At 74.8% G+C, this 26,308-nt stretch carries 28 protein-coding genes; 13 read left to right on the plus strand and 15 right to left on the minus strand.

Annotated elements, in window-relative coordinates:
* The first annotated feature begins 8 nt into the window (after nt 1–8).
* Nucleotides 9–803 carry a MerR family transcriptional regulator gene (locus ECOMGDLI_RS22485; RefSeq protein WP_088319077.1) on the plus strand — a complete coding sequence of 265 codons (795 nt, stop codon included), beginning with the start codon at nt 9–11 and terminating at the stop codon, nt 801–803.
* 13 nt (nt 804–816) lie between these two features.
* Here the strand turns inward: ECOMGDLI_RS22485 and ECOMGDLI_RS22490 are convergent, their stop codons facing one another.
* Complete coding sequence (locus ECOMGDLI_RS22490; RefSeq protein ID WP_143447845.1) at nt 817–1,287, minus strand: hypothetical protein; 471 nt, start codon at nt 1,285–1,287, stop codon at nt 817–819.
* 93 nt (nt 1,288–1,380) lie between these two features.
* Between ECOMGDLI_RS22490 and ECOMGDLI_RS22495 the strand changes: the two genes are divergently transcribed.
* Nucleotides 1,381–1,806, plus strand: coding sequence for a GNAT family N-acetyltransferase (locus tag ECOMGDLI_RS22495; RefSeq protein WP_088319079.1), 426 nt, complete (start codon nt 1,381–1,383; stop codon nt 1,804–1,806).
* 32 nt (nt 1,807–1,838) lie between these two features.
* Here the strand turns inward: ECOMGDLI_RS22495 and ECOMGDLI_RS22500 are convergent, their stop codons facing one another.
* The 3 genes from ECOMGDLI_RS22500 to ECOMGDLI_RS22510 are packed head-to-tail and all read right to left on the minus strand — an operon-like array spanning nt 1,839 to nt 3,658.
* Nucleotides 1,839–2,402: a cysteine hydrolase family protein gene (locus ECOMGDLI_RS22500; RefSeq protein WP_088319080.1), complete on the minus strand. Its 564-nt coding sequence runs from the start codon at nt 2,400–2,402 to the stop codon at nt 1,839–1,841.
* Nucleotides 2,403–2,441: 39 nt separating this feature from the next.
* Nucleotides 2,442–2,858 (minus strand): DUF2203 domain-containing protein, encoded by a 417-nt coding sequence (locus ECOMGDLI_RS22505; RefSeq protein ID WP_088319081.1) that lies wholly within the window; start codon nt 2,856–2,858, stop codon nt 2,442–2,444.
* A gap of 23 nt (nt 2,859–2,881) precedes the next feature.
* On the minus strand, nt 2,882–3,658 hold the full coding sequence (locus tag ECOMGDLI_RS22510; protein ID WP_088319082.1) for a phosphotransferase: 777 nt from the start codon (nt 3,656–3,658) through the stop codon (nt 2,882–2,884).
* 77 nt (nt 3,659–3,735) lie between these two features.
* On the opposite strand from ECOMGDLI_RS22510, the gene ECOMGDLI_RS22515 reads away from it, so the two are divergent.
* Nucleotides 3,736–4,542, plus strand: a complete 807-nt coding sequence (locus ECOMGDLI_RS22515) for a GNAT family N-acetyltransferase (protein ID WP_198955097.1) — start codon at nt 3,736–3,738, stop codon at nt 4,540–4,542.
* Nucleotides 4,543–4,554: 12 nt separating this feature from the next.
* Here the strand turns inward: ECOMGDLI_RS22515 and ECOMGDLI_RS22520 are convergent, their stop codons facing one another.
* The 3 genes from ECOMGDLI_RS22520 to ECOMGDLI_RS22530 are packed head-to-tail and all read right to left on the minus strand — an operon-like array spanning nt 4,555 to nt 6,346.
* On the minus strand, nt 4,555–4,974 hold the full coding sequence (locus ECOMGDLI_RS22520) for a hypothetical protein (protein ID WP_088319083.1): 420 nt from the start codon (nt 4,972–4,974) through the stop codon (nt 4,555–4,557).
* Nucleotides 4,967–5,332: a hypothetical protein gene (locus tag ECOMGDLI_RS22525; RefSeq protein ID WP_088319084.1), complete on the minus strand. Its 366-nt coding sequence runs from the start codon at nt 5,330–5,332 to the stop codon at nt 4,967–4,969. Before ECOMGDLI_RS22525 ends, ECOMGDLI_RS22520 begins: the two co-directional genes overlap by 8 nt.
* Nucleotides 5,333–5,377: 45 nt before the next feature.
* Complete coding sequence (locus ECOMGDLI_RS22530) at nt 5,378–6,346, minus strand: DMT family transporter (protein ID WP_143447846.1); 969 nt, start codon at nt 6,344–6,346, stop codon at nt 5,378–5,380.
* 143 nt (nt 6,347–6,489) lie between these two features.
* Between ECOMGDLI_RS22530 and ECOMGDLI_RS22535 the strand changes: the two genes are divergently transcribed.
* Both ECOMGDLI_RS22535 and ECOMGDLI_RS22540 read left to right on the plus strand, forming a co-directional pair.
* The gene (locus tag ECOMGDLI_RS22535; RefSeq protein ID WP_088319086.1) at nt 6,490–6,852 is read left to right on the plus strand and encodes a hypothetical protein; all 363 of its coding nucleotides are present in this window, start codon (nt 6,490–6,492) and stop codon (nt 6,850–6,852) included.
* A 5-nt stretch (nt 6,853–6,857) separates the two neighbouring features.
* Entirely contained in the window at nt 6,858–7,292 is a 435-nt protein-coding gene (locus ECOMGDLI_RS22540) for a hypothetical protein (RefSeq protein WP_198955098.1), read from the plus strand.
* A 42-nt stretch (nt 7,293–7,334) separates the two neighbouring features.
* Here ECOMGDLI_RS22540 and ddaH read toward each other — a convergent pair whose 3' ends face one another.
* On the minus strand, nt 7,335–8,162 hold the full coding sequence (gene ddaH / locus ECOMGDLI_RS22545; protein ID WP_088319087.1) for a dimethylargininase: 828 nt from the start codon (nt 8,160–8,162) through the stop codon (nt 7,335–7,337).
* A gap of 195 nt (nt 8,163–8,357) precedes the next feature.
* Here ddaH and ECOMGDLI_RS22550 point away from each other — a divergent pair, with 195 nt between their 5' ends.
* Entirely contained in the window at nt 8,358–10,061 is a 1,704-nt protein-coding gene (locus tag ECOMGDLI_RS22550) for a VWA domain-containing protein (protein ID WP_088319088.1), read from the plus strand.
* An 11-nt stretch (nt 10,062–10,072) separates the two neighbouring features.
* Here ECOMGDLI_RS22550 and ECOMGDLI_RS22555 read toward each other — a convergent pair whose 3' ends face one another.
* Together ECOMGDLI_RS22555 and ECOMGDLI_RS22560 are read right to left on the minus strand one after the other, a co-directional pair.
* Nucleotides 10,073–13,471 carry a pyruvate carboxylase gene (locus ECOMGDLI_RS22555; RefSeq protein WP_088319089.1) on the minus strand — a complete coding sequence of 1,133 codons (3,399 nt, stop codon included), beginning with the start codon at nt 13,469–13,471 and terminating at the stop codon, nt 10,073–10,075.
* A 126-nt stretch (nt 13,472–13,597) separates the two neighbouring features.
* A complete protein-coding gene (locus ECOMGDLI_RS22560) occupies nt 13,598–14,509 on the minus strand; it encodes an LLM class F420-dependent oxidoreductase (RefSeq protein WP_088319090.1) in 912 nt (303 codons plus the stop codon).
* A 70-nt stretch (nt 14,510–14,579) separates the two neighbouring features.
* Here ECOMGDLI_RS22560 and ECOMGDLI_RS22565 point away from each other — a divergent pair, with 70 nt between their 5' ends.
* Entirely contained in the window at nt 14,580–15,677 is a 1,098-nt protein-coding gene (locus ECOMGDLI_RS22565; RefSeq protein ID WP_143447847.1) for a hypothetical protein, read from the plus strand.
* Between the two features lie 6 nt (nt 15,678–15,683).
* Here the strand turns inward: ECOMGDLI_RS22565 and ECOMGDLI_RS22570 are convergent, their stop codons facing one another.
* On the minus strand, nt 15,684–16,373 hold the full coding sequence (locus tag ECOMGDLI_RS22570; protein WP_143447848.1) for a PilZ domain-containing protein: 690 nt from the start codon (nt 16,371–16,373) through the stop codon (nt 15,684–15,686).
* A 184-nt stretch (nt 16,374–16,557) separates the two neighbouring features.
* On the opposite strand from ECOMGDLI_RS22570, the gene ECOMGDLI_RS22575 reads away from it, so the two are divergent.
* Nucleotides 16,558–17,091 (plus strand): helix-turn-helix domain-containing protein, encoded by a 534-nt coding sequence (locus ECOMGDLI_RS22575; RefSeq protein ID WP_088319093.1) that lies wholly within the window; start codon nt 16,558–16,560, stop codon nt 17,089–17,091.
* Nucleotides 17,088–17,579, plus strand: a complete 492-nt coding sequence (locus ECOMGDLI_RS33970; RefSeq protein ID WP_143447849.1) for an NUDIX hydrolase — start codon at nt 17,088–17,090, stop codon at nt 17,577–17,579. The genes ECOMGDLI_RS22575 and ECOMGDLI_RS33970 overlap by 4 nt, the downstream gene beginning before the upstream one ends.
* Here the strand turns inward: ECOMGDLI_RS33970 and ECOMGDLI_RS22585 are convergent.
* A complete protein-coding gene (locus tag ECOMGDLI_RS22585) occupies nt 17,563–18,159 on the minus strand; it encodes an AAA family ATPase (RefSeq protein WP_088319095.1) in 597 nt (198 codons plus the stop codon). The genes ECOMGDLI_RS33970 and ECOMGDLI_RS22585 overlap by 17 nt on opposite strands.
* A gap of 76 nt (nt 18,160–18,235) precedes the next feature.
* Here ECOMGDLI_RS22585 and ECOMGDLI_RS22590 point away from each other — a divergent pair, with 76 nt between their 5' ends.
* Nucleotides 18,236–18,613: a hypothetical protein gene (locus tag ECOMGDLI_RS22590; RefSeq protein ID WP_088319096.1), complete on the plus strand. Its 378-nt coding sequence runs from the start codon at nt 18,236–18,238 to the stop codon at nt 18,611–18,613.
* 6 nt (nt 18,614–18,619) lie between these two features.
* Here the strand turns inward: ECOMGDLI_RS22590 and ECOMGDLI_RS22595 are convergent, their stop codons facing one another.
* Nucleotides 18,620–19,861, minus strand: coding sequence for a cytochrome P450 (locus ECOMGDLI_RS22595; protein WP_088319097.1), 1,242 nt, complete (start codon nt 19,859–19,861; stop codon nt 18,620–18,622).
* A 32-nt stretch (nt 19,862–19,893) separates the two neighbouring features.
* Between ECOMGDLI_RS22595 and ECOMGDLI_RS22600 the strand changes: the two genes are divergently transcribed.
* Complete coding sequence (locus ECOMGDLI_RS22600) at nt 19,894–20,361, plus strand: PPOX class F420-dependent oxidoreductase (RefSeq protein WP_088319098.1); 468 nt, start codon at nt 19,894–19,896, stop codon at nt 20,359–20,361.
* Between the two features lie 86 nt (nt 20,362–20,447).
* On the opposite strand, the gene ECOMGDLI_RS22605 is transcribed toward ECOMGDLI_RS22600, so the two are convergent.
* Entirely contained in the window at nt 20,448–21,818 is a 1,371-nt protein-coding gene (locus ECOMGDLI_RS22605; protein ID WP_233153592.1) for a TrpB-like pyridoxal phosphate-dependent enzyme, read from the minus strand.
* A gap of 133 nt (nt 21,819–21,951) precedes the next feature.
* On the opposite strand from ECOMGDLI_RS22605, the gene ECOMGDLI_RS22610 reads away from it, so the two are divergent.
* Entirely contained in the window at nt 21,952–23,436 is a 1,485-nt protein-coding gene (locus ECOMGDLI_RS22610) for a serine hydrolase (protein WP_233153593.1), read from the plus strand.
* Nucleotides 23,437–23,460: 24 nt separating this feature from the next.
* Here the strand turns inward: ECOMGDLI_RS22610 and ECOMGDLI_RS22615 are convergent, their stop codons facing one another.
* A complete protein-coding gene (locus ECOMGDLI_RS22615; protein ID WP_088319100.1) occupies nt 23,461–24,939 on the minus strand; it encodes a glutamate--cysteine ligase in 1,479 nt (492 codons plus the stop codon).
* Between the two features lie 121 nt (nt 24,940–25,060).
* Between ECOMGDLI_RS22615 and ECOMGDLI_RS22620 the strand changes: the two genes are divergently transcribed.
* Nucleotides 25,061–26,308, plus strand: a 1,248-nt coding sequence (locus ECOMGDLI_RS22620) for an exonuclease SbcCD subunit D (RefSeq protein WP_088319101.1), incomplete at its 3' end; no start/stop codon positions are given.

Consider the following 26,308-nt stretch of genomic DNA (forward strand, 5'->3'; position numbering starts at 1 on the left):
ATGGGGCCATGCTGACGATCGGCCAGCTCGCGTCGTACGCCGGTGTGACGGTGCGGACGGTCCGGCACTACCACGCCAAGGGGCTGCTGCCCGAGCCCGAGCGCGACCACTCCGGCTACCGGCGCTACGGCGCGGCCGCGGTCGTCGAGCTCGTGCGGATCCGCACCCTCGCCGACGCGGGCGTCCCGCTCTCCCGGGTGCGCGAGCTGCTGGCCGCGGACGACGAGGAGTTCGTGGCGGCGGTCGACGACATCGACCGCCGGCTGCGGGCCGAGATCCGCGAGCGGCAGTCGCACCGCGAGCGCATCGCGAAGCTCGCGGCGGGCGACAGCCTGGCGCTGCCGCCCGAGGTCGTCGCCTACGTCGACCGGATGCGCGAGCTCGGCTTCCGGGAACGGCTCGTCGAGATCGAGCGCGACAGCTGGATCCTCATCGCGGCCCAGATGCCCGAGCAGGTGGGCCCGTGGATGGCGATGAAGCGGGCCCAGCTCGAGGACGAGTCCCTGCGCCGGCTGTACCTGGACGTCGGGGAGCTCTCCGACTGCGGGCCGGAGGACCCACGGCTGCCCGTGCTCGCCGACCGGGTGGCCGCCTTCATCCAGGCGGCAGCGGACGGCGCGGAGGGCGTCGAGGACGAGCACCCGGTGAGCGAGGACCTCGTCGCGCTGCTCGACGCGGCGTTCGTCGAGTCCTTCCCGGGTGCGGTCCGCATGCTCGAGCTGCTCGAGGAGCGCGGCTGGACCGGCTGGACGAACATCCGGCGCAAGACCGTCGCCCCCGTCCCCTGCGAGGCGGAGCTCTGAAGGCCCGCCGACCTCAGGCGGCGGCGCCGAGGCGGGCGCGCAGCCGCCGGAAGAGGCTGACCACCCCGGCCTGCGCGAGGAACACCGCCCAGTACAGGCACAGCAGGAGGCCGAGCACCGTCGGGTAGAACCCGAGGACGCCCTCGCCCGCGACCAGGAGCCCGAGACCGACGAGCGGCACCGGCACCGGGGCCGCCCACCGGACGACGGCCGGCGCCGACCGGGTCACGACGTCGAGCGCCAACCCGACGACGAACGCGGCCACCGCAACACCGGCAGCCATCCCGATACCGCCCGCCAGGCCGACGAGCACGGCCTTGACGTCGAACTCGTCGTCGACGAGGAACACGAGGCTGACGACGACCAGGGCGAGCACCACGAACGCAGCCACCCCGGCGAAGACGACGAGCGCGGGCACCACGTGCTGGCGGGCCCGCGCCCTCGGCCGGGCCGGAACGACGGGCGCACCACCAGGAACGGACATGACGAGCACCTCCCCCGAGGCCGGCCCAGGACGTCCGGACCGTGATCGGGAGTCTCCCACGCCGACGCCGACGGGGCCGGGCACACTCGCCCTGTGACGACTCCCGACGCCTACACGTTCGACGACGACCGCACGCGCGTGGACCGCGACGTCGTCTGGGGCTTCCTCGGCACCGACGCCTACTGGGGCCGCTGGCGCGACCGGGGCACCGTGCTGGCACAGCTCGACGGGGCATGGCGGGTCGTGGCCGCGTACGACCGGTCGGACGGTGCGATGGTCGGCTACGCCCGGGCGGTGAGCGACGGGGTCGCCATCGCCTACCTGGCCGACGTGTTCGTCGTCCCCGCGCACCGCGGCCGGGGCGTCGGCCACGGACTCGTGCGGACGATGGTCGACGAGGGCCCCGGGGCGCGCTTCCGGTGGATGCTCCACACCGCCGACGCGCACCCGGTCTACGCCGCATTCGGCTTCCGCCCGCCGGACGGCACGATGCTGGAACGGCCCGCCACCCTGGGGTGAGCCGCTGACGGGCCGTCAACCGGACGGCCCGCTCAGCCCTCGGCCGGCCCGAAGTCGACGGCCGCGGTCTCGACGGTCCCGCCCACGCGCCCGGGCGCGGACTGCCACGACCAGTACAGGTTCGTGTGCGCGACGACCTGCGCGGGCGGCGGTGCGCCCCACTCGGAGAGGTCCTCGGTGGTGTGCGCGTCCGACACGAGCGTCGCGTCGTACCCGCGGGTGATCGCACCGTGCAGCGTCGAGCGGATGCAGGCGTCGGTCTGCGCTCCCGCGACGACGAGCCGGCCGACGCCGAGACCGGCGAGCACCGACTCCAGGTCGGTCGCCTCGAAGGAGTCGCCGTACTCCTTGTGCACCAACGGCTCCGACGGCTCACGCACGAGCTCGGGGACGTACTGCCAGGGCTCGCTGCCGGTGGGCAGCTCCTCGCTGGAGTGCTGAACCCACACGACGGGCACGCCCTGTTCGCGGGCGGTCGACACGAGCGTGTCGATGTTCGCGATGACGGCGTCACGCGCGTGGGCGCCGGCCATGACGCCGTTCTGCACGTCGACCACGACGAGCGCGGTCCTCGAACGGCCGGGAAGAGTCGTCACGGTTGCCTCCTGCGACGGGCTGCGGGGTCGTCCGTCACCCTAGGACGACCCTCCGACAACGCCCGGCGACGCCGGACGCGCACGGTCCGGCAGCCGGCGGCGCCCGGCGAAGCCGAGGTCCGCGCGGTGGTACCAGTCGAGCCCCCGCTCCCCCTCCAGCCAGCACAGGAGCACCGGGACGCCGTCCAGGTCCGCCGGGAAGTCCAGCAGGAGCGGCGCGAACCCCTTGAGCTCGACACCGGTCGCCTGCACCTGGGTGAGCAGGTCGTCGAGCTGCGCCTGCGCCGCCTTGAGCTCCGGCAGCCCGCCGAGGCCGCCGCCCGCGGACCCGGCGTCCAGGTCGGCCCCGAGCTGACGAGCATCGGCCCGCACCTCGACGACCCGGTCCAGCAGCGGCAGGAGGCCGGCGAGGACCTCACGTGCCTCCTCGACGGTGAAGATGCCCGGCAGCGTCATGCCCCCGAGCCTGGCACGCCGCGTCACATCCGGGACATCAGCACGTCCACCTCGCAGCCCGGAAGGAACGGGTCGAAGCCGTGCCGGATCAGCCAGGGCGTCGCCCGCAGCGCGCGCAGCGACCACCACGCGCGGATCGCGTCGAGATCGACGTCCGTGCCGTAGCCGCCGAGCAGGTCACCCAGGCGTTCCTCGTGCCCGAAGGTGAGGCTGGCGAGGTCGTCCGTCGCGTCGCCCTGCCCGGCCTCGGACCAGTCGATGACTCCGGTGACCACGTCGCCGTCGACGAACACGTGGCTGACCTGCAGGTCCCCGTGCACGAACACCGGCGTCCGGGGTCGCAGGGCCTCCGCTGCGAGCCGGCGGTTGCGGGCGACCACGTCGGCAGGGAGGACGTCGTTCGCGACGAGCCATGCGCAGGCCTCGTCGAGCTCTACCGCCACGTCGCCCGGGTCCCGGCGGGGCAGCGGTGGCAGCGGCGCGTCGTGCAGCCTGCGCACGACGGCGCCTGCCGCGGCCCACGCCGACGGCGGGGCGGTCGTCCGCTCGCCGAGGCGCCCCAGTGCCGTCCCCGGCACGGCCGCGAGCGCGAGCACGGGCGGCTGCCGCCAGAGGACCTGCGGCGTCGGGACCGGCGCGAGCGCCATCGCCGCTACCTCGACGTCGATGTTCGCCTGGTTCCCGTCGATCTTCAGGAAGACGTCACCGACGCGGACGGTCGCACGCTGCCGGTGCGCGACGACGACCTGGACCTCGGGCGCGGCGTCCGGTGCCGCACCCGGTGACCCGTGTGCTCCCATCCGTCCAGTCTCGCCGTGTCCCCCGCGGCTCGTCGCCGGCTTTACCGCCCCACCGCGGGGCATGAGAGGGTCGGCGCGTGAACGACCCGAGCAGCCCGACCGGTGCACCGGTGCACGACACGAGCGCCCTGAGGACCCCGGAGGGCCTGGCCTACCGGGTCGACGGCGTGGGCCGCCCGGTGGGCCTGCCCGTCGACGGTTGGACGCCGCGCCTGCCGCCGCGCCCGCAGACCCTCACCGGGCGGTACTGCCGGCTCGAGGCCTGGGACGCCGGCCGGCACGCCGAGGCGCTGACCGCCGCCGTCCTCGCCGGTTCGCCGGAGGAGGTCGAGATCCGCTGGACGTACCTCTTCAACCGGCCCGCCGGGACGGCCGAGATCGTCGACTGGCTCGACGGCCTGGCGCGGACCCCCGGCACCTGGCCGATGGTGCTCGTCGTCACCGACGGCGGCGGCGACGCCGTCGAGGGCACCGCGACGTTCATGCGCACCGACGTCGCGCACGGCGCCGTCGAGGTCGGCTCGATCGTGTACTCGGCGGCCCTGCAGCGGTCCCGCGCCGCCACCGAGGCGATGTGGCTCATGGCGCGGCACGCCGTCCTCGAGCTCGGCTACCGCCGCTACGAGTGGAAGTGCGACGCCCTCAACGGTCCGTCGCGGGCGGCGGCCGCCCGGCTCGGCTTCACCTTCGAGGGCATCTTCCGCAACGCGGTCGTCTACAAGGGCCGCAACCGGGACACCGCCTGGTTCGCCATGACGGACGACGACGTCCGGGCCCTCGAGCCGGCCTACGGGTCCTGGCTCGACCCCGCGAACTTCGATGCGGCCGGCGTCCAGCGGACGTCGCTCTCCGGCCTCACCGCGGCGGCGCTCGGCCGCGGCTGAGCCGACCGTCGCTCAGCCGGTGGACCGGGTCCGGCGCAGCCACCACAGGCCGAGCACCGGCAGCACGAGCGGGATGAACACGTAGCCCATGCCGTAGAGCGACCAGACCGTCGCGTCCGGGAAGTCGGACGGCACGACCACGGTGAACGTCCCCACGGCGAGCACCCCGACGAGCTCGACGGTGCACGCGACCGTCGCCAGCCGCCGGGCGCCCGGGCCGCGCCGGGCCAGCCCGACGGTCGCGAGGACGTACACGACAGCAGCGAACGCGCTGAGCGCGTAGGCGATCGGCGCCTCGCCGAACCGGGTCGCGACCTGCACGACCGAGCGCGAGCAGGCCCCGACGGCCATGACCGCGTAGAGCGCCACGAGCACCCGGCCGAAGCCTGTCGCGGTGACCCCGGGCTCCGCGGACGACGTCGTCTCAACCACCGGTGACCCTCCACATCTGGTCCAGGCGTGCCGTCATCGCCATCACCGTGAGCGCGCCGACGGCCACGACGAGGTTGCTCCAGCGGGTCCGCTCCGCGAGCGACCAGGCGACGACGAGCGGCAGGACGACGAGGACGCCCAGCAGGTAGAGCACGACGACGAGGGTCTCGGCCGGCCGGTACCCGTCGACGAGGGACACGACGGCCCAGACGACCTGGACGGCGACGACCACCTCGAGCAGCGCCGCGAGGCCGAGGACGACCCGGCCGGGCACCTTCCCGAGACCGGCGAGCACCGCGCCGAGGACGAACAGCGCGAGCCCTCCCCCGACGAGCGCGACGACGAGCGGAGCGACCACGTCCGTACTGTGCCAGAGCGGGGACGGCGGCACGCGCCCGGGGCGTCAGGCCGCGGGGCCGGGCAGCGGGCGCTCCCGGGCCCGGGCGGCGGCGCCGGCCCGGACCAGCCCGAACAGCCCGGCGACGACGGCGCCCAGCGCGACCACCTGGTACGCCCGGGCGTGCTCGCCGAGGAAGAGCACCGCGAGCAGCAGCGTCACCGCCGGTGCCGGCACCGTGATGGCGCTCGCCAGCGAGACGTCGATCTGCCGCACGGCGTAGAACCACAGGACGAGCTCGAGGTAGTACGCCAGCCCCATGAGCGCCCCGAACAGCTGCAGCCCCGGCGAGGTCAGCGCGCCGACGACGGCCTGCGGCCCGTCGACGGCGAGCGCGAGCGGGACGAGGAAGACGGCGGACACGACGAGCCGGGACGTCGTCACCTGCAGCGGGGTGATCGTCGTCGACACGAGGGCCTGGCGCAGGGTGATGTGCGCGGCGCTCCACATCACCGGCACGGACAGCGCCAGCGCGAACCAGCCCGAGACGCCGCTCATCCGCCACGTGCCCCCGGTCGCGAGGTAGTACAGCGCGACGACGATGACGCCCGTGAACGCGAGCTCGGTGCGGGTCTTGCGCCGCCCGAGGACGACCGCCTCGAGCGCCGCCGCGACGAGCGGGTAGGACTGCAGGGCGATCGCGGCGTTCACGGCGCCCGCGGTCTGGAACGCCAGCACGTACGCCCACGTCGAGATCCCGAAGAGCATCCCGGTTCCGACGGTGACGAGCACGACCCGGCACGCGACGTCCCGCGGCAGCCGCTCGCGGAGCAGTCCGCGCTCCCCCGACCGCCACTCCCGCACCTGGACCGGGACGGCGAGCACGACCTCCCACAGCGTGAGCAGGAGCGCGAACGTCAGCGCGCTCGCGCCCGGCGGCCGGCCGTTGGAGATGATCGGCATGACGCCGAGGATGAGCAGGCAGGCCCCGGCGTACCACGCGCCGGTGCGCACACCGGCTGCGTCGTGGGGCACGGCGTCACTGTGCCAGACCGGCCCGCACCGCAGGTGACGCCGCGGTTTCGACGGATGCGGAACGTCTGCGGGGCCGCCGCAGTTGTCTCGTGTCGGTGCCCGGGGACTGGTCCCCGGGCCGGTGCCGGACGGAGGATGGGCCCATGGACGACGTCGAGAGGTTCCGGACGGCGCAGCGGCTCGTCTCGGCCGGGGACGCCCACTCGGCGTTCCAGGTCCTCGACCCGCTGCTCGGCGAGGACGCGCCGACGTCCGTGCTGCTGCTCGCCGGCCGCGCGGCCTTCGCGACGGCGCAGCTGGCGCGGGCGGAGGACCTCTTCCGGCAGGTGGTCGACCGCGACCCGGCCGACCACTACGCGCACGCCGCGCTCGGCCGGACGCTGAGCCGGCGCAGCCGCCACCACGAGGCCGTGACGCACCTGCGGCTCGCCACCGCGCTCGACCCGGAGCCCTGGTACGCCCGCGCGCTCGCGCACAGCGAGGCCGCCCTGGGCATGACCGGCTGAGCGGGGTGGACGCGGCCCTGGTCGCGGCGGTCGCGCACGTCGCGACGACGGCCGCCTACGCCGGCTTCCAGGCGACGGTCCGGGTGCTCGTCTACCCGCAGATGGCCGCCGTCCCGGTGCCCGCGTTCACCGGCTACGAGGCGAGCCACACCCGCCGGGTCAGCCTCGTCGTCGGGCCGCTCTTCGCCGCGCTCTGCGGGTCGACGCTCGCGCTGCTCATCGTCCCGGGCGTCCCGCGGGCGGCGGGCCTGGCCGCCGCGCTGCTGCTCGCCGCGCTGCTCGGGGTCACCGCGTTCGGCGCCGTCCCGCAGCACGCCCGGCTCGGCGCAGGCTTCGACGCGGCCGCCTACCGGCGGCTGCTGCGCTGGGACGGCGTCCGGCTCGCGGTGGCCGTGGCGGCGCTCGCCGCCGCGGCGGCGACGGTGCCTGCGGTCGGCTGACGCGTCGCCCGGCCCGCCCTGCTCGACGGACGGCGGCGGACGTCAGCGGGCGGGGACGAGGACGCTGAGGCAGGTCACGCAGCCCTCGAGCTTCTCGAACTCGCCGATGTCGACGGCGACGACGTCGAAGCCGAGGTCGAGCAGCCACTCCCGGGTCTTCGGCGCCGACGTGGCCATGAGCACGGTGCCCTCGCTGATCGGGACGACGTGCGCGCCGCCCTCCTCCTCGACGGTCCGCAGGGTCGGGAACGGGGTGACGTCGACGAGGTCCGGCAGCCCGACGATCGTGCCGTCGGGCAGCGCGGTCACCGCCGACTTCAGGTGCAGGACGGCGTGCAGCGGCACCGGGACCACGGTGCGACCCAGCGGTGCGAGGTGCGCCCGGAGCTGGCGGATGCCCTCGGCGTCGGTGCGGCCGCCGCGCCCGACGTAGACGGTCGAGCCGACCTGCAGGACGTCGCCGCCGTCCAGGTGCCCGGGCGCCGTGATCCGCGCCGTCCGCAGCCCGAGCGCCTCGACGGCCTTCGCCGTCCCCTCGACCTCGCCGCGGCGCTGCAGCGCGCCCGGGTGGGTGAGGACCGCGAGGTCGTCCACCACGACGACGGTGTCCTCGACGAACACGGCGTCCGGGTGCTCGTCGGCGGGCGGCACCTCCCGGACGTCCCAGCCGGCGCCCGCGAGCGCCGCGACGTACGCCGCGTGCTGGGCCCGGGCGAGCGGGACGTCGACCGGCGACCGCTCGATGTGCGTGACGATCCCGTCGGCCAGCCGCGGCCCCGGCGGGCGCACGAGGGCGGTCCCGCGCCGCCGCACGGCGCTCGCTGCGGTGTGCGTCGTCACGCTCGTGGGGAAGAGGCCGCTGTCGGTCATGCGCGCATCTTCGCGCACGCAGGGCACCGCCGTCGCGGACGGCCCTGCTCCGCTGCCCACCGTCGTCTCTCGGCCACCGTGGGTGATTCATCCGCCCGGACCCCCCATTCGCGTGCTGACCAGGGCTAACCTGGCCCCTCTCCCCGGGCCGCCTCCCGAAGCGGACGGGTCGCGGCGGGGTCGACAGGAGGTTCCGTGGGCCGGCACACGCCCGGGTCCCGGCGGCAGCCGCGTCGCCGCGGGCGCCGGCTCGTCGCCGCCCTCGCGGTGCTCGCGGTCGCGTCCGGCGGTGCCGTCGTCGCGCAGCGCACCGGTGCGCTCGACCTGTCGTTCGTCCAGACCCTGCGTGGTGCGACCTCCCCGGACTGCACCCCCACGGTCATCCGGGTCGCGGCGAGCCCCGCGATGACACCCGCGGTCAACGCCGTGCTCGCGCCGGCCCAGGGCCGGGCGCTGTCCGACGGCACCTGCCTGCGCGTCGACGTCCAGGGCGTCGACCCGGACCAGGTCGTCGCGGCCACCCGCGCGGCCAAGGCGGCGACCCTGCCCGAGGAGCTCGCCCGGCTGCCGCACCTGTGGATCCCGGACTCCTCGATCTGGGTCGCCCGGGCGGCCCGTGCCGTCCCGCTCGCCCGGGAGGGCTCGCTCGCGACGTCCCCCGTCGTGCTCGCGACGAGCGAGGCCTCGGCGAAGGCCCTCAAGTGGTCGACCGACGACCCGCCCGCGTGGGCGCAGGCGGTGACCACCGGGTGGCCGGTGTCCGTCGACCTCACGACGGACACCTGCGGCCTCGCGACGGCGTTCGCGCTGCGCGCCAGCCTCGGCGACACCCCGCAGTACCGTCGCGCCCTCGCGGCGCTCAGCCTGTCCGTCTCGCAGGGCAACACGGTCGGCCTCCAGGCCCCGCTCGACCTCGTCAGCGAGAACTCCCCCGCGACGCCGATCCTGCCGTCCACCGAGCAGTCCGTCCTCGCGCTGCGGCGCGGCGGCCTCGCCTCGCTGACGATGATCTACCCGAAGGACGGCTCACCGTTCCTGGACTACCCGCTCGTCCGGGTCGCGGACGGCCGCTGGGGCCCGACGACCGAGGCGCTCGCGAAGAGCGTGGCGGCCGAGCTCACGTCCGCCGGGGCCGGTGCGACGTACGCCGCCCAGGGGTTCCGGCTCGAAGACGGCGGGGCACCGGACGGCGAGGGCGTCCGCACCGAGAAGATCCGGGCGCTGCCCGTCCCCGATGCCAAGACGGTCGGCGCGACGATCACCGCCCTGACGACGCTCGCCGCCCCGACCCGGATGCTCGCCCTCATCGACGTCTCGACGTCGATGAACATCGAGGCCCGGCCCGGCGTCAAGCGGATCGACCTGGTCCGCGACGCCGCGACCGCCGCCCTGACCGCGCTCCCCCCGGACAACAGCGTCGGGGCGTGGATGTTCGCGTCGAAGATCGAGGGCGACGTCGACTACAAGCAGCTGGCCGCCGTCGACCGGCTCGACGCGCCGGACCAGGGCAGGACGCACCGGGCGGCGATCCTCGAGCTGCTCAAGGCGCTGCCCCGGCAGACCCGGGACGGCGGCACGTCGATCTACGACACCGTCGACGCCGCGGTCGCCGAGATGCAGGCGAGCTACGACGGGCGCGCGTCGAACGTCGTCGTCCTGCTCACCGACGGCCGCAACCTCGACAGCACCGGTCTGACCCTCGACGAGGTCGTCAGCCGGCTCGAGAAGGGGCGCGCGAAGGGCGCCGTCCGGCTCATCGCCATCGGCATCGGCGGCGACACGGACCTGCCCTCGCTGCGCCGGCTCGCCGCGGCAACCCCGGGCGGGCAGGCCTACCAGGCCCGCGACCCTGCGGACCTGCAGGCCGTCCTCCTCGACGCCCTGGCCCGCCGGGGCTGACCCCCGCCGGGTCAGCCCTTCGGGGCGATGACGAGCACGAGGTCGCCGCCCTCGACCTGCGTCACGGCGCCGATCGCGAGCCGCTGGACCACCCCGGCGACCGGGGTCGTGATCGAGGCCTCCATCTTCATCGCCTCGATCGTCGCGACCGTCGCACCGGCCTCGACCGTGGCCCCGGTCTCGACCGCGAGCGACACGACGCCGGAGAACGGCGCGGCGACGTGCCCCGGGTTCGTCGGGTCCGCGCGCTCCGCCTGCCGGACGTCGACCTTGACCGAGCGGTCGCGCACCTGGATCGGGCGCAGCTGCCCGTTGAGGGTGCACATGACGGTCCGCAGGCCCTTCTCGTCGACGTCGCCGACGGCCTCGAGCCCGGCGATGAGGCGCACCCCGCGCTCGAGCTCGACGACGTGCTCGACCCCGTGCCGCAGGCCGTACAGGTAGTCGGTCGTGTCGATCACGGAGACGTCGCCGTACGTCTCGCGGACCGCGGCGAAGTCCTTCGTCGGGCCCGGGAAGAGCAGCCGGTTCAGCGTCGTCCGGCGGTCCGTCGTCAGCGCCTTGCGGTCGTCCTCGGACAGGTCCACGGTGCGCTTGGGCGTGCTGCGGCCGGCGAGCGCCTTGCTGCGGAACGGCTCCGGCCAGCCGCCGGGCGGGTCGCCGAGCTCGCCGCCGAGGAAGCCGATGACCGAGTCCGGGATGTCGAACCGGTCGGGGGTCTCGGCGAACTCCTTCGGGTCGGCCCCGACCGCGACCAGGTGCAGGGCGAGGTCGCCGACGACCTTCGAGGACGGCGTGACCTTGACGAGCCGGCCGAGGATCCGGTCCGCCGCGGCGTACATCGCCTCGATCTGCTCGAACTTCTCCCCGAGCCCGAGGGCGATGGCCTGCTGGCGCAGGTTGGAGAGCTGGCCGCCGGGGATCTCGTGGTCGTAGACCCGGCCGGTCGGTGACGGCAGCCCGGACTCGAACGGTGCGTAGACCCGGCGCACCGCCTCCCAGTAGGGCTCGAGGTCCATGACGGCGCGCAGGTCGAGGTCCGGCGCGCGCTCGGTGTGCGCGAGGGCCGCGACGAGGGCGGACATCGACGGCTGGCTCGTCGTCCCGGACATCGACGCGGTCGCGACGTCGACGGCGTCCACCCCGGCCTCGACGGCCGCGACGAGTGTCGCGAGCTGGCCGCCCGCGGTGTCGTGGGTGTGCAGGTGCACCGGCAGGTCGAAGCGCTCACGCAGCGCCGTGACGAGCTTCTTGGCGGCGTAGGGCCGCAGCAGGCCCGCCATGTCCTTGACGGCGATGACGTGCGCGCCCGCGGCGACGATCTCGTCGGCGAGACCCAGGTAGTAGTCGAGGGTGTAGAGCGTCTCCGCCGGGTCGAGCAGGTCGGCGGTGTAGCAGAGCGCCACCTCGGCGACGGCGCTGCCGGTGTCCCGGACGGCCTCGATCGCCGGGCGCATCTGCTCGACGTCGTTGAGCGCGTCGAAGATCCGGAAGACGTCGATGCCGGTCGCGGCGGCCTCGTGGACGAACGCGTCGGTGACCTCGGTCGGGTACGGGGTGTACCCGACGGTGTTGCGGCCGCGCAGCAGCATCTGCAGGCACAGGTTCGGCATCGTCTCGCGCAGCGACGCCAGCCGCTCCCAGGGGTCCTCCCCGAGGAAGCGCAGGGCGACGTCGTACGTCGCCCCGCCCCAGCACTCGACCGAGAGCAGGCCGGGCGTCATCCGCGCGACGTGCGGCGCGACGGCGAGCAGGTCGCGGGTGCGTACCCGGGTCGCGAGCAGCGACTGGTGCGCGTCACGGAACGTCGTGTCGGTGACCGCGACCGTGCGCTGCGCCCGGAGCGCCTGCGCGAAGCCCTCGGGGCCGAGCTCGAGCAGCCGCTGCCGCGAGCCGTCCGGGGCCGGGGCGGCGACGTCGAGGGCGGGCAGCTTCTCCCGCGGCGCGAGCGTCGTCCGCGGCTCGCCGTTCGGCTTGTTCACGGTGACGTCCGCGAGCCAGGTGAGCAGCTTCGTGCCGCGGTCGCTGCTGCCGCGGGCGGCCGCGAGGTAGGGCCGGTCGTCGATGAAGGACGTCGTGATGCCGCCGGCGACGAAGTCCGGCTCGGCGAGCAGCGCCTGGAGGAAGGGGATGTTCGTGCTCACGCCGCGGATCCGGAACTCGGCCAGGGCGCGCTGCGAGCGGCGGACGGCGGTCTCGAAGTCGGCGCCGCGGCAGATGAGCTTGACGAGCATGGAGTCGAAGTGCGGGCTGACCGACGCGCCCGCGTGCACCGTGCCGCCGTCGAGCCGGACGCCGGCTCCGCCCGGCGAGCGGTAGGTGTTGACCATGCCGGTGTCGGGGCGGAAGCCGTTCGCGGGGTCCTCGGTGGTGATCCGGCACTGCAGGGCGGCGCCCCGCAGGTGGATCTTGTCCTGGGTGAGCCCGAGGTCGGCGAGGGTCTCCCCCGCCGCGATCCGCATCTGCGACATGACGAGGTCGACGTCGGTGACCTCCTCGGTCACGGTGTGCTCGACCTGGATGCGCGGGTTCATCTCGATGAAGACGTGCTTGCCGGCGTTGTCGCCGGCGGTGTCGAGGAGGAACTCGACGGTTCCGGCGTTGACGTAGCCGATCCCCCGGGCGAAGGCGACGGCGTCGCGGCAGAGCGCGTCGCGGAGGTCTGGGTCGAGGTTGGGCGCCGGGGCGATCTCGACGACCTTCTGGTGCCGGCGCTGCACCGAGCAGTCGCGCTCGAAGAGGTGGACGGTCTCGCCGGTCGCGTCGGCGAGCACCTGGACCTCGATGTGCCGCGGCCGCAGCACGGCCTGCTCGAGGAACATCGTCGGGTTGCCGAAGGCCCCCTCAGCCTCCCGCATCGCGGTCGCGAGGGCGTCGGGCAGCGCGGGGCGGTCGTCCACCCGGCGCATGCCGCGACCGCCGCCGCCGGCGACCGCCTTGACGAAGATCGGGAACCCGATCTCCTCGGCCGCCGCGACGAGCTCGTCGACGTCGGACGACGGCGCGGACGAGCGCAGGACCGGCACCCCGGCGGCGCGGGCGGCCGTGACCGCCTTGACCTTGTTGCCGGCCATCGACAGCACGGACGCCTGCGGGCCGATGAAGGTGATCCCGGCGTCGGCGCAGGCCTGGGCGAGCTCGGGGTTCTCGGAGAGGAAGCCGTAGCCCGGGTAGACGGCGTCCGCACCGGACTCCCGGGCGACCCGGACGATCTCGGAGACCGTCAGGTAGGCGTGCACCGGGTGGCCGCGCTCGCCGATGAGGTACGACTCGTCCGCCTTGATCCGGTGGACGGCGTTGCGGTCCTCCCACGGGAAGACCGCCACGGTGCGCGCCCCGAGCTCGTAGGCGGCCCGGAAGGCCCGGACGGCGATCTCGCCGCGGTTGGCGACCAGGATCTTCGAGAACACGGGGCGGGCCTCCGGGTGTCGTCCAGTACCGGCGAGGGGATGCGGCGTCGTCGGCGCGGTCCGGCTGCCGCAAAACTAACCGACGACCGGCCGTCCGCGGCGGTCGTGACCGTCCTGCGGGACGCCTCAGCGCCCCGCGGGCGTGATCTTCTCCACGGCCGCCACGAGGTCGGGGACGAGCTCCCACGCCGCCGGGTCGCTGACCCGCGGCAGCGAGACGATGGCGTGGTCGACGCCGACCGCCGCGTACGCGGCGAACCGGTCGACCGCCTCCTCGACGGTCTGGCTGCCCTCGACCCGCTCGGCGCCGGGCCGCACGAGGTCGAGCCGGCCGAGCGACGTCTTCTCGATCGCGTCGTAGTCGCGGCCGAGCCGCTCGCAGTGCCCGCGAAGCACGTCGAGCTTGGCGCGGACGGCGTCCGGACCCATCTCGAAGATGTTGCAGGCGTCGGCGTACTCGGCGACCATCCGCAGCGTCTTCTTCTCGCCGGTGCCCCCGATGAGGATCTTCGGGTGCGGCGAGGAGAGCGCGGGCGGGGAGTTCAGCGGGCGGGCCAGCGAGTAGTGCTCGCCCTCGTAGGGGCTCTCGTCGCCGGACCACATCCGGTGGGCGATCCGCAGCGTCTCCTCGAGCCGCTCGAAGCGCTCCGCGAGAGGCGGGTACGGGACGCCGAGCCCGACGTGCTCCTCCTCGTTCCACGCCGCGCCGACGCCGAACCACGCGCGGCCGCCGGAGAGGACGTCGAGGGTCGTCGCGGTCTTCACGAGGACGCCGGGGTGCCGGTACGTCACGCCGGTGACCATCGTGCCGAGCGTGACCTTCTCGGTGACCGCCGCGAGGTGGGCGAGCGTCGCCCAGCCCTCGAGCATGTCGTTCTCCGCCGGGCCGACCATGGAGATCTGGAAGAAGTGGTCCATGACCCACACGCTGGCCATGCCGGACGCCTCGGCGTCCGTCGCGATGCGGCGCAGCTTCGGGCCGAGCGCCGCCGGTCCGCCGGGCCAGGTGAAGTCGGGGATCTGGAGTCCGAGTCGCATACCCGTCATCCTGCACCCGGGACGACGTGCCGACCCCTCGGTACGTGCCCGCCGGGCCGGGGAGGCCGCAGTGACGCAGACACCGACGACGAGGCCGCCCGCGCCGCCCGTGCCCGGCGGTGCGGCGCGCCGGCCGGACGGCGTGACCGCCCTGCTGTCGCTGTGGTTCACCGCCGGGCTGCTCCTCGACGCGTGGGCGCACAACAACCTGCCGGGCCTGGAGAGCTTCTTCACGCCCTGGCACGCGGTCTTCTACTCCGGGTTCACGGCGACCGCGGCCTGGCTGGCCTGGGTCGTGCGGACGCCGCTGCTCGCCGCCGTCCGTGGGCCGGGGACCCTGCGCGAGCGCTGGGACGTCGTCCCCGCCGCCTACCGGACGGCGCTCGTCGCCGCGGGGGGCTTCGCCGTCGCCGGTGCGGGCGACATGGTGTGGCACACCGTGCTCGGGATCGAGCAGGCCATCCGGATCCTCTTCTCCCCCACGCACCTGGCTCTCGCGACGGCGATGGTCCTCATCGTCACGACGCCCCTGCGGACCGCCCGTGCCGACGACGGCCTCGGGCCCGACCCGGGCCTGCGACGGCTGCTCCCGGCGGTCGCCGGGCTCGCCCTGGCGACCGCCCAGGTGCTGCTGTTCGTGCAGTACGGCAACGCCCTGGTCCGGCGCGGCGAGGGCTACCTGGTCGCCTTCGGGTACACGGACACGCTCTTCACGGCGTGGGTGCTGTCCTCCGTCGTGCTGACGACCCTCGTTCTCGTCGTCCCGCTGCTGCACCTGGCGACCCTGTGGCGACTGCCCGCCGGCGCCGTCACCGTGCTCTTCGGCGCCTGCGGTGCCCTGAGCCTGGCCGTCGCGGGCGGCGCGAACCGGGTCACCGTCGCCACGGTGCTCGTCGCCGGCGTGCTCTGCGACGTCGCGGTGCGCCGGCTGCGCCCCGGCCCGGACCGGCCAAGCGCCGTCCTCGCCCTCGGCGCCCTCGTGCCGGCGGTGACGTGGACGCTCGTCGTCGCGGTCGCCGTCCTCACCCGCTCCCCGGGCGACCGGGCCGGGACGGCACCGCTCCAGCTCGAGCTCGTGCTCGGGACGCCCGTCGTCCAGGCCCTCGTCGGGCTGCTCGCCGCGCACGTCATGACGGCGGGCCGGGTCAGCGGCCCCGCGGGTCGGTGACGGGCGTCAGGGGCTGAACGGGTCCCTGCGCAGCGACGTCACGAGGTGGTCCGTCGGGAGGTTGCCGCGCGCCCGCTTCCGCGCGGCCAGGGTGCGGCGCTGCTCGGCGAACACGAGCCGCACGAGCCGCTCCCGGTCGGCCGCCGCGATGTCGACGAACGAGCCGCGCAGGCCCTCGCTGCCCGGCGCCACGAGCGAGAGGACCGCGGGCACGAGCACCTCGTCGGGCAGCTCGAGCTCGACGAACAGCCGGGTCGCGGCCGGCAGGTGCTCGGCCTCGTCGACGGCGTCCCCCGCGTCGACCCGCAGACCGCCCGCGCTGACGTCGAGGGTCGCGCCGTGGAAGGCCAGGTCCGTGAGGTCCTGCCGGACCCGCGGGTCCAGGACGGCCGCCCGCAGCGGCAGCGCGAGCGGGCCGCGGACGTCCTGGCGGCGCTGCACCCGGACCGGGGAGTCGTCACCGGCGCGGCGCAGGGCGAGCCCGGTGTCGTCGTGGACCAGGCGGGCGCCGAGGGTGACCACGCCGGTCTCGGTCGTGATGTCGACGTCCCCGCGGACGTCGTCCAGCCCGGAGGCGAGCGCGAGCACGGGCAGCGACCAGTCGCCGTCCAGGTCACGGTCGGCGAGCGCCCGCAGCACGACCGTGCGGTCGCCGACGCGCAGAGCGAGACGACTCCCCCGGCCGACCTGGGTCATCTGGTTCCCCTCGCGCCCGGCAGGGCCTCGGAACGCGGCCGGACCCGCCGTCCCGGGGCGACCTGCCATCCGGTGCTGCCATCCTCGCCTGTCCGGCCCGCCCGGGTCGAGGCCTTGACGGCGTGGTCACCCGGTCAGCGGTCCGTGTCGCGGCCGGCCCCGGGCGGGTCAGTACGGTGGACGTGTGCCGCCGCGCCGCCGTCATGACCGGGAGAGCCTGCTCGCCGCCGCCGTCGAGGTGGCCCTGCAGGACGGCCTCGCCGCGCTCACCTTCGCCGCCGTCGGGCAGCGGGCCGGGGTCCCGGACCGCACGGTGGTCTACTACTTCCCCACCAAGCCGGACCTCGTCGCGGCCGTCATGACGACGGTCGCGGCGCAGGTCGTCGCGGCGGCCGGCTCCGACCCCGGCCCGTGGCCCCTCGCCGAGGCGCCGGCCCGGCTCGGGGCCCTGCTCGCCGGGCCGCAGGTCGGCACGGTGCTCGCCCGCTGGCTCGAGCTGTGCCTGCTCGGGGCCGACCCGGCCTCGCCGTACCGCGCACTGGCAGCGGGCCTCGGCGACGGCTTCGTCGGGCTCGTCGCGGACCGCCTCGCCGACGTCCCCGAGGCCGGGCGGCGGGCCGCCGCGGCCCGCGTCATCGCGGTCGTCGACGGCGCCATGCTCCTGCGGATGATCGGCCTCGACGCGGACGCCGACGCCGCGCTCGGGGGCGGCGGGTGACGGACGACCTGCACCCCGACGCCGTGCCCCGTCCGACGGTCCGGGTGCTCCTGCTCGACGGCGCGGACCGGCTCCTGCTCTTCCGGGGCTTCAGCGAGACCGGGGACCCGTTCTGGTTCCCGGCCGGCGGCGCCGTCGAGCCCGGCGAGACGCCCGACGAGGCCGCCGTCCGCGAGCTCGTCGAGGAGACCGGCTGGGAGCGGCCCGTGCTCGGCCCGCACATCGGCGACCGGCGGCACGTCGTCGGCTGGGACGGCACGGTGTGGGACGTCCGCGAGCGCTGGTACCTGGCCCGGGTCGACACCCTCGAGGTGGACACGTCCGGGTACACCGCCGCGGAGGTCGCCGCGGACCAGCAGTGGCGCTGGTGGACCCCCGCCGGGCTCGGGGCGTCCCCGGACCGGCTCGTGCCCGCCGACCTCGCCGGTCTCGTCGCGTCGATCCTGCGGGACGGCCCGCCGCCGGTGCCGCTCACGCTGGGGATCTGAGCCGCTCCAGCAGCCCGGCGACCTGCGTCGCGACGGCGCCGACGTCGACCGCCCGTGTGGTGTCGACGACGACGGCCGGCCCGAGCCCCGCCGGCCCGTCGAACTCGGTGAAGGCGTCGGCCGGGAGGTCGGTGAGCGGGTGGGCGCCGGCGTGCCGCCGCGGGTCACGGGCCCGGTCGGCGTACCGCCGCCGGGCGAGGTCCGGCGGGCACGTGCAGTGCACCTCGACGACCGGACGGCGCAGCCCGGCGACGTGGGCGAGGTCCCGCGGGTCCCGCGGGCGGAGGTTCGTCTCGACGACGACCTGCGGCGCGTCCGCGGCGAGCCGCCACATGAGCCGGATCGCCGCCGCCCCGAGCGTGCGCGACCAGGCGAGCGCGCCGTCCGGCGTGGCCGCCGTCGCCGGGGCGGGCAGGGCGTCGTAGAGGGTCTCCTTGACGACGTCCTTGCCGATGAGTGGCAGTCCGAGCGCCACGGCGAGCGGGCCGGCGAGCGTCGTCTTGCCGGCACCGGGAGCACCCGTGACGAGGACGAGGACCGGCGCGACGCCGTCCGGCGCCGCGACCTCCCGAGCCGTCACACCGTCATGGTGCCAGGCTCAAGCCCGCCCGCCGGCCCGCCGATCATGGAGGCACCGGACCGGGAGGGCGGACGCGATGGCAGGGTGCACGTGGCGCGAGCACGACGGCATGCGCTACCTCTACGCCGACTACCGCGGGCTCGACGACGACCCGGCCCTCGCCGTCATGGCCGAGGCGGCCGGGATCGTCGCCGCGCACGACGGACCGGTCCGGATGGTCTCCGACGTGACCGGGGCCCGGCTCGGGTACCGGTCGCAGTCGGAGTCCAAGCGGCTGAGCCGCCAGGTGTGGGAGCCGCGCGGCACCCGGATCGCCCTCATCGGCATGACGAGCCTCCAGGTCATGGCGTTCCGGGGCTTCAAGCGGCTCGGGCAGGGTCGCGCGTTCGCGGCGTTCCAGACCCTCGACGAAGGGCTCGTCTACCTCGCGGGCGACGAGATCCTCCGGCCGTGAGCCCGGTCATCCCAGGGCGACGTCGAGCGACTCCAGCCCGCGGATGACGAACTCGGGGCGCCGTACCGGCTCCTGGGCGAGCACGATGCCCGGCATCCGGGTGCGCAGTGCCGCGAGGACCGACTGGACCTCGACCCGGGCCAGCGGGGCGCCGAGGCAGAAGTGGATCCCGGCCCCGAACCCGAGGTGCGGGTTGGGCGTGCGCGCCACGTCGAACCGGTCCGGTTCGGCGAAGACGGCCGGGTCCCGGTTCGCGGCGCCGAGCAGCGCGGCGACCTTCTCCCCCGCGCGGACGACGGTGCCGGCGACCTCGACGTCCCGGGTCGCCGTCCGCTCGAAGAGCTGCAGCGAGGAGTCGAACCGGAGCATCTCCTCGGTGGCCGACGGCACGAGGCCCGGGTCGGCGACCACCCGCTCCCACTGGTCGCGGTGGTGGAGCATCGCGAGCATCCCGTTGCCGACGACGTTGACGGTCGCCTCGTGCCCGGCCATGAGCAGCAGCACGCACGTGCCCACGATCTCGTCCTCGGTGAGCCGGTCCTCACCGTCGGAGGCGGCGACGAGGTCGCTCACCATGTCGTCCTCGCGGGGATGCGCCCGACGGTCGGCGACGAGCTCGCGCAGGTAGGCGACGAAGGCCGCGGACGCCGCCTCGGCCTGCGCCCGGCGGGTCTCGTCGAGCCCGTACTCGTACATCTTGACGATCGCGTTCGACCACGGCCGCAGGTGCACCCGGTCGTGCGGGGGCACGTTGAGCAGCTGGGCGATGACCTCGACGGGCAGCGGCTCGGCGACGGCCGCGATCAGATCGGCAGCACCGGTCGCCCCGCCGGCAGCGTCCCCGGCCGGCGGGTCGCCGCCGTCCCGCAGCCGGTCGACGAGGTCGGCGACGAGCGAGTCGGCGAGGTCGCCGATCCACGGCCGCATCCGCTCGACGTGCCCGCGCCCGAACGCGCCTGCGACGAGGCGGCGCAGCCGGGTGTGGGTCGGCGGCTCATTCTCGAGGATCGACGTCCGGTGGAGCATGTTGAACGCCGGGAACTGCTCGGCGGGCTCCTTGTCCTTCCAGATCCGGCCGAGCCCGCGGTCCCGGAAGACGGCGTCGCACGCCGCGTGCGAGACCGCGACGTGCAGCCCCATCGTGTCGTGCCGGTGCACCTCGCCCTGCGCCCGCAGCGCGGCGAACGCCGGGTACGGGTCGGCGAGGAACGACGGGTCGGCGGGGTCGAAGAGCGCGGTCGCGGGCATGCGAGCACGGTAGCCGGGCTAGGGTCGCCGACATGGCACGGACGATTGCGACGAACACGACGGTCGACCTCGACGGGCTGCTGGACTTCGCCCGGCCGCGGCACCACGGCATCCTGCTGACCCGGCGCTCCGACGGTTCCCCGCAGGGCTCGCCGGTGACGATGGGCGTCGACCCGCAGGGCCGGATCGTCGTCTCGACCTACCCGGACCGGGCGAAGGCGGTCAACGCCCGGCGCGACCCGCGGGTGAGCGTCGTCGTCCTGTCCGACGACTTCGGCGGCGCCTGGGTGCAGGTGGACGGCGAGGCCGAGGTCATCGACCCGCCCGACTCCGTCGAGCCGCTCGTCGAGTACTTCCGGTGCATCTCGGGCGAGCACCCGGACTGGAGCGAGTACCGCGCCGCCATGGTGAAGCAGGCGAAGTCGCTCATCCGGGTCACGCCGACGCGCTGGTCGCCGATCGCCACGGGCGGGTTCCCGGCCCGGCTCGCGGACGACTGACCGACAGGTCCGGGACGCGAGAGGTCCGCCGCACCCAGGTGCGGCGGACCGTCCGCGTCGACCGTTCCCGGTCCTGACGGCGTGGGTCAGGCGGGCACCACCGGGATCGCCGCGATCGACTCGGCGAACCGGGCCGACGTGACGTCCTCGTCCGTCATCCGCCCCGACAGGTACGCGTCGTACGACGCGAGGTCGAGGTGGCCGTGGCCGCAGAGCGCGGTGAGGATGACCTTCTCCTCACCGGACTCCTTGCACGCGAGCGCCTCCCGGATGCACGCGGCGATCGCGTGCGTCGGCTCCGGCGCAGGGACGATGCCCTCGGTGCGCGCGAACTGGACCGCCGCGCTGAAGCACTCGGTCTGCGGCAGCGCGAGCGCCTCGATGAGCCCGAGCTCGTAGATGTGCGAGATGAGCGGGCTCATGCCGTGGTACCGCAGGCCGCCGGCGTGGATCGGGTCCGGCACGAAGTCGTGGCCGAGCGTGTGCATCTTCATGAGCGGGGTCATGCCGGCCGTGTCGCCGAAGTCGTAGGCGTACACGCCCTGCGTGAGCGACGGGCAGGACGCCGGCTCGACGGCGCGGATCGTCGGGTTCATCTTCCCGGCGAGCTTCTCCCGCAGGAACGGGAACGTCAGGCCGCCGAAGTTGGAGCCGCCACCGGTGCAGCCGACGATGACGTCCGGCGAGAGCCCGAGCTTGGCGAACTGGAGCAGCGCCTCCTCACCGATGATCGTCTGGTGCAGCAGCACGTGGTTGAGCACGCTGCCGAGCGCGTACCGGATCTCGGGGTCCTGCGCGGCGACCTCGACCGCCTCGCTGATCGCGATGCCGAGCGAGCCCGGGTGGTTCGGGTCGGTCGCGAGCAGCGCCCGCCCTGCGTTCGTCAGGTCGGACGGCGACCGGTGCACGGTGCCGCCGAACGTCTCGATCATGATGCGCCGGTACGGCTTGAGGTCGTAGCTCGCGCCGACCTGCCACACCTCGCACTCGATCCCGTACTGCGCGCAGGCGAACGCGAGGGCGGTCCCCCACTGGCCCGCACCGGTCTCGGTCGTCAGCTTCTTCACGCCGGCCTTGGCGTTGTAGTAGGCCTGCGGGACGGCGGTGTTTGGCTTGTGCGAGCCGGCCGGCGAGACGCCCTCGTACTTGTAGAAGATCTTCGCGGGGGTGCCGAGCGCCTTCTCGAGCCGGTGCGCGCGGTACAGCGGGGACGGCCTCCAGAGCCGGTAGACGTCCTGGACCTCCTCGGGGATGTCCACGTAGGAGTCGGTCGTCACCTCCTGGAGGATGAGGTCCATCGGGAAGAGCGGCGCGAGGTCCTCCGGGCCGACCGGCTGCATCGTCCCCGGGTGCAGCGGCGGGGGCGGCGGCGACGGCAGGTCGGGGATGACGTTGTACCAGCGGGTCGGCATCTCCGACTCGTCGAGCATCACCTTGTGCTGCTGCACGTCTGCCACGGGGGCTCCTCCTGACGTCGTCGCGGACCTTCTCGGCGCAGCCTTGCAGGTGGAACGCGCCCGGGCCAGGGACCGTCCGGTTCGTCCCGACCTCGGTGTGGTGCGATGGGCACCTCGACGAGAGGAGCCGGCCGTGCCATCGACAGCGGCGTCGTCCCTGCCCCGCAGCACGCCGTCCGCGCAGGGGGTCGACCCGGCCGGGATGGGTGCGTTCCTCGACGCGCTGGACGCCGCACCGGGCGTCGAGCTGCACTCGCTCGTCGTCGTCCGCCACGGCCACGTCGTCGCGGAGGGCTGGTGGCACCCGTACACGCCCGGGCGGGTGCACCTGCTCTACTCGCTGAGCAAGAGCTTCACCTCCGCCGCCGCCGGGTTCGCGGAGGCCGAGGGCCTGCTCGACATGGACGCGACCGTCCTGTCGTACTTCCCGGAGCTGGACGGCGCGGTCACCGACCGGCGCAGCAGGGCGATGCGGGTCCGGGACGTCGCCGCGATGGCGAGCGGGCACCTCGCCGAGACCGTCGACACGGCGTTCGCGGCGGACGACCCGGTCCTCGGGTTCCTCACGATCCCGCCCGACCGCGACCCCGGCACCGTGTTCGCCTACAACCAGCCGTGCACGTACGCGCTCGCCGCGATCGTCCAGCGCGTCACCGGCGGCACGCTCACCGACTACCTGCGGCCGCGCCTGTTCGAGCCGCTCGGCATCGCCCCGGGCGGCTGGCAGCAGCACCCGCCGGGCCGGGAGATCGGCTACTCGGGACTGCACCTGACGACCGAGGACGTCGCCCGGTTCGGCCAGTGCCTGCTCGACGACGGGCGCCGGCAGGGCCGTCAGGTGCTGCCCGAGGGCTGGGTCGCGGAGGCGACCCGCGAGCACGTCCCCACGGTCGTCCCGGCCGGAGCGGGGGTCGGCGAGGCGGTCGGCGAGGCGGTCGTCGAGGCGGTCGTCGAGGCGGTCGTCGAGGCCCGGGACGGCGACTGGGCGCAGGGCTACGGCCGGCAGTTCTGGCGCTCCCGGCACGGCTACCGCGGTGACGGCGCGTACGGACAGTTCTGCGTCGTCGTCCCCGGGGCGGACCTCGTCGTCGCGACGACGGCCGCCGCGCCCGACATGCAGGCCGTCCTCGACGCGCTGTGGGCGCACGTGCTGCCGGCGCTCGCCGACGGGCCGCTCCCGCGGTCCGGTGCCGACGACGCCCTCGCCGACCGGCTCGGCGCGCTCGGGCTGCCGCCTGTCCCGGCGGGCGGTCCGGACGCCGTCCCGCCCGGGACCCTGCTGCGGTCCAGCGGCACGGTCGGCCCGCGCGGCCTCACCGGCGCCGTGCTGCGCCGGGGCACCACCGGGTGGACGCTCACGCTCGACGCGTGGGACGGCACCGTCGTGGCGGACGTCGGCGCGGACCGCTGGGCAGTCACCGAGCCGGACGACGGCGGCGCACCGCTCGCGGTGAGCGCCGGGTCACCGGCCCCGGGAAGGGTGCGGGCCGACGTCCTCCTGCTCGAGACCCCGCGCCGGCTGCGCCTCGACGGCGACGTCGCGGCCGGGACGCTCACCGCGGCCTGGGCCACCGACCCGCTGGGCGGTGTCAGCCTGCGCTCGATGGCGCCGCGCTGACCCGTCGCGGGCAGCCGGACCGGCCTACGGCACCGGCCAGGTGTGCACCGGCTCGTTGGAGTGCATGCCCTCGACGTACAGCGCGAGCATCTGCCGCAGCGCCTCGGCCCTCGGGGCACCGCGCCCCTCGAGCGCCTGGACGGTCTCGGTCTGCCAGGCCGCCCCGTTGCGACCGGTCTTGGCGCGCTCCTCGATGATGCCGAGGTACCGGTCGCGGACGGCGGGGTCGACCCCCCAGCGGTCCAGGCCCTCGTAGGCCATGGGGAGCAGCCGGCGCAGGACGAGCTCGTCGACGGTGACGTCCCCGAGGCCCGGCCAGTAGACCGTCGCGTCGAGGCCGCGCCGGGCGCACTCGTGGAAGTTCTCCTCGGCCGTCGGGAAGGTGAGCTTCGTCCAGACCGGCCGGTCGTCCTCGGCGAGCACCCGCAGGGCCCCGTAGTAGAAGGCGCTGTTCGCGAGGATGTCGACGACCGTCGGGCCGGCCGGGAGCACCCGGTTCTCCACGCGTACGTGCGGGACGCCGTCCACGACGTCGTAGACCGGGCGGTTCCAGCGGTAGATGGTCCCGTTGTGCAGCCGCAGCTCCTGCAGCCGCGGCGCCGCGCCGGACTCGAGCACGCGCAGCGGGTCCTCGTCGGTCACTTCGGGCAGCAGCGCCGGGAAGTACCGGACGTTCTCCTCGAAGAGGTCGAAGATGGACGTGATCCACCGCTCGCCGAACCAGACCCGCGGCCGGACGCCCTGGTTGCGCAGCTCTTGCGGGCGGGTGTCCGTCGACTGCGCGAAGAGCTCGATCCGGGTCTCGCGCCAGAGCTCGTGGCCGAAGAAGTACGGCGAGTTGGCCCCCATCGCGAGCTGCGGGCCGGCGATCACCTGGGAGGCGTTCCAGTTGCGCGCGAAGTCCGCGGGGGCGACCTGCAGGTGCAGCTGGACGCTCGTGCACGCGGACTCGGGCGCGAGGGTGTCGGCGTACGTCGCGAGCCGCTCGACGCCGGTGATGTCGAGGTGGATGTCCTCGCCGCGGGCGGCGAAGATCGAGTTCTCGAGCGCCTGGTAGCGCGCCGACGGGCTCATCCACGACTCGCCCGCGAGGTGCTCCGGCATGAGCGTCGGGAGGATCCCGACCATGACGATGTGCCCGCCGCGCCGGTTGGCCTTCTCCTCGGCGGCGTTGAGGGAGGCCCGCAGGGACGCCTCGAGCCGCAGGCTCGCGTCCCCCGCGAGCGGCTGCGGCGGCACGTTGAGCTCGATGTTGTAGGCCCCGAGCTCGGTCTGGTACGCCGGGTCGGCGATCTCCTCGAGCACGGCCATGTTGCCCAGGAACGGCTGGTAGTCGGCGTCGACGAGGTTGAGCTCGACCTCGAGCCCGGTCATCGGCTGCTCGGCGTCGAAGTGCGTCGTCGACAGCATCCGCTCGAAGACGTCCAGGCACAGCTGGACCTTCTCGCGGTAGCGCTGCCGCTCCTCGCGCGTGAACCCGGTCCCGCTCACCTCGTCGCCCATGCGGCGACTGAAGCACAGGCCGCACCCGCGTGACCAGAGCGGACGACGTGACGCACGCAGGTGGCCGCCCGGCGGGCGCGCCTCGCCCCGGCTGTCGGGGCCAGTGCATAGGGTCTGGATCGTGCGGATCCTCCACACCTCGGACTGGCACCTCGGGCGGTCGTTCCACCGCGTCGGGATGCTCGACGCCCAGGCGGCGTTCGTCGACCACGTCGTCGAGGTGGTCAGATCCGAGCAGGTGGACGTCGTGCTCGTCGCCGGGGACGTCTACGACCGGGCGATCCCGGGCGTCGACGTCGTCGCCCTCCTCGACGAGGCGCTGGCCCGGCTGACGTCGACCGGGGCGACCGTCGTCCTCGCGAGCGGCAACCACGACTCCGCGCGGCGCCTCGGGTTCGCCTCCCGGGTGCTCGAGACCGCCCGGGTCCACGTCCGCACCGACGCGCGACGCTGCGCCGAGCCCGTGCTCCTCGAGGACCGGCACGGCCCGGTCGCCCTCTACCCGCTCCCCTACCTCGAGCCCGTCCTCGCCGCGGGCGCCCTCGGGCTCACCGAGACCGGCGCCACGCACGCCGCGGTGCTCGGCGCGGCGATGGACGGCGTCCGCGCCGACCTCGCGGGCCGCCCCGCCGGGACCCGCTCTGTGGTCGCCGCGCACGCCTTCGTCGTCGGCGGCGAGGTCTGCGACAGCGAGCGGGACATCAGCGTCGGCGGCGTCGCCTCGGTGCCGAGCGGCGTGTTCGACGGCGTGTCGTACACCGCGCTCGGTCACCTGCACGGTCGGCAGCGGATCAGCGAGACCGTCCGGTACAGCGGCTCACCGCTCGCCTACAGCTTCTCCGAGCACGCCCACCGCAAGGGCTCCTGGCTCGTCACCCTCGGCCGCGACGGCGTCGAGTCGGTCGAGGCGGTCGAGGCCCCGGTCCCGCGGCCGCTCGCCCTGCTGCGCGGCCGGCTCGAGGACCTGCTCTCCGGCTCCGGCTACGCACCGCACGAGCAGGCCTGGTGCCGGGTCACGCTCACCGACCCGGAGCGCCCTGCCGAGGCGATGCAGCGGCTGCGCACCCGCTTCCCGCACACCCTCGAGCTGCGGTTCGAGCCCGAGGGCGTCGCCGGGGCGGTCGACCTCAGCTACACCGAGCGGGTCGCCGGCCGCAGCGAGCTCGACGTCTGCTGCGGGTTCGTCGAGCACGTCCGCGGCCGCCGGGCCTCCGACGGCGAGGTCGAGATCCTCCGCTCCGCCGTCGAGGAGCTCCGGCTGGACGACGCCGAGCGGCTGGGTGCCGCGGCGCTGCGGGCCGACCGGCGGGAACGCCGCGCGACCCGGACGGCGCCGGCGGCGGTTCCGGCTCCGGCCACGCCCGCGCCG

Source organism: Kineosporia sp. R_H_3 (assembly GCF_002198675.1).
In the GTDB taxonomy this organism is placed as follows: Bacteria; Actinomycetota; Actinomycetes; order Actinomycetales; family Kineosporiaceae; genus R-H-3.

What these genes read in the sequence shown, in the direction of transcription:
- ECOMGDLI_RS22505 (WP_088319081.1), bottom strand. Translation starts at nt 2,858, where the DNA reads ATGACGCTGCCGGGCATCTTCACCGTCGAGGAGGCACGTGAGGTCCTC.
- ECOMGDLI_RS22595 (WP_088319097.1), bottom strand. Translation starts at nt 19,861, where the DNA reads ATGCCCGCGACCGCGCTCTTCGACCCCGCCGACCCGTCGTTCCTCGCC.
- ECOMGDLI_RS22485 (WP_088319077.1), top strand. Translation starts at nt 9, where the DNA reads ATGCTGACGATCGGCCAGCTCGCGTCGTACGCCGGTGTGACGGTGCGG.
- ECOMGDLI_RS22590 (WP_088319096.1), top strand. Translation starts at nt 18,236, where the DNA reads ATGGCAGGGTGCACGTGGCGCGAGCACGACGGCATGCGCTACCTCTAC.
- ECOMGDLI_RS22615 (WP_088319100.1), bottom strand. Translation starts at nt 24,939, where the DNA reads ATGGGCGACGAGGTGAGCGGGACCGGGTTCACGCGCGAGGAGCGGCAG.
- ddaH (WP_088319087.1), bottom strand. Translation starts at nt 8,162, where the DNA reads ATGACCGACAGCGGCCTCTTCCCCACGAGCGTGACGACGCACACCGCA.
- ECOMGDLI_RS22560 (WP_088319090.1), bottom strand. Translation starts at nt 14,509, where the DNA reads ATGCGACTCGGACTCCAGATCCCCGACTTCACCTGGCCCGGCGGACCG.
- ECOMGDLI_RS22535 (WP_088319086.1), top strand. Translation starts at nt 6,490, where the DNA reads ATGGACGACGTCGAGAGGTTCCGGACGGCGCAGCGGCTCGTCTCGGCC.
- ECOMGDLI_RS22600 (WP_088319098.1), top strand. Translation starts at nt 19,894, where the DNA reads ATGGCACGGACGATTGCGACGAACACGACGGTCGACCTCGACGGGCTG.
- ECOMGDLI_RS22490 (WP_143447845.1), bottom strand. Translation starts at nt 1,287, where the DNA reads ATGTCCGTTCCTGGTGGTGCGCCCGTCGTTCCGGCCCGGCCGAGGGCG.
- ECOMGDLI_RS22570 (WP_143447848.1), bottom strand. Translation starts at nt 16,373, where the DNA reads ATGACCCAGGTCGGCCGGGGGAGTCGTCTCGCTCTGCGCGTCGGCGAC.
- ECOMGDLI_RS22510 (WP_088319082.1), bottom strand. Translation starts at nt 3,658, where the DNA reads ATGGGAGCACACGGGTCACCGGGTGCGGCACCGGACGCCGCGCCCGAG.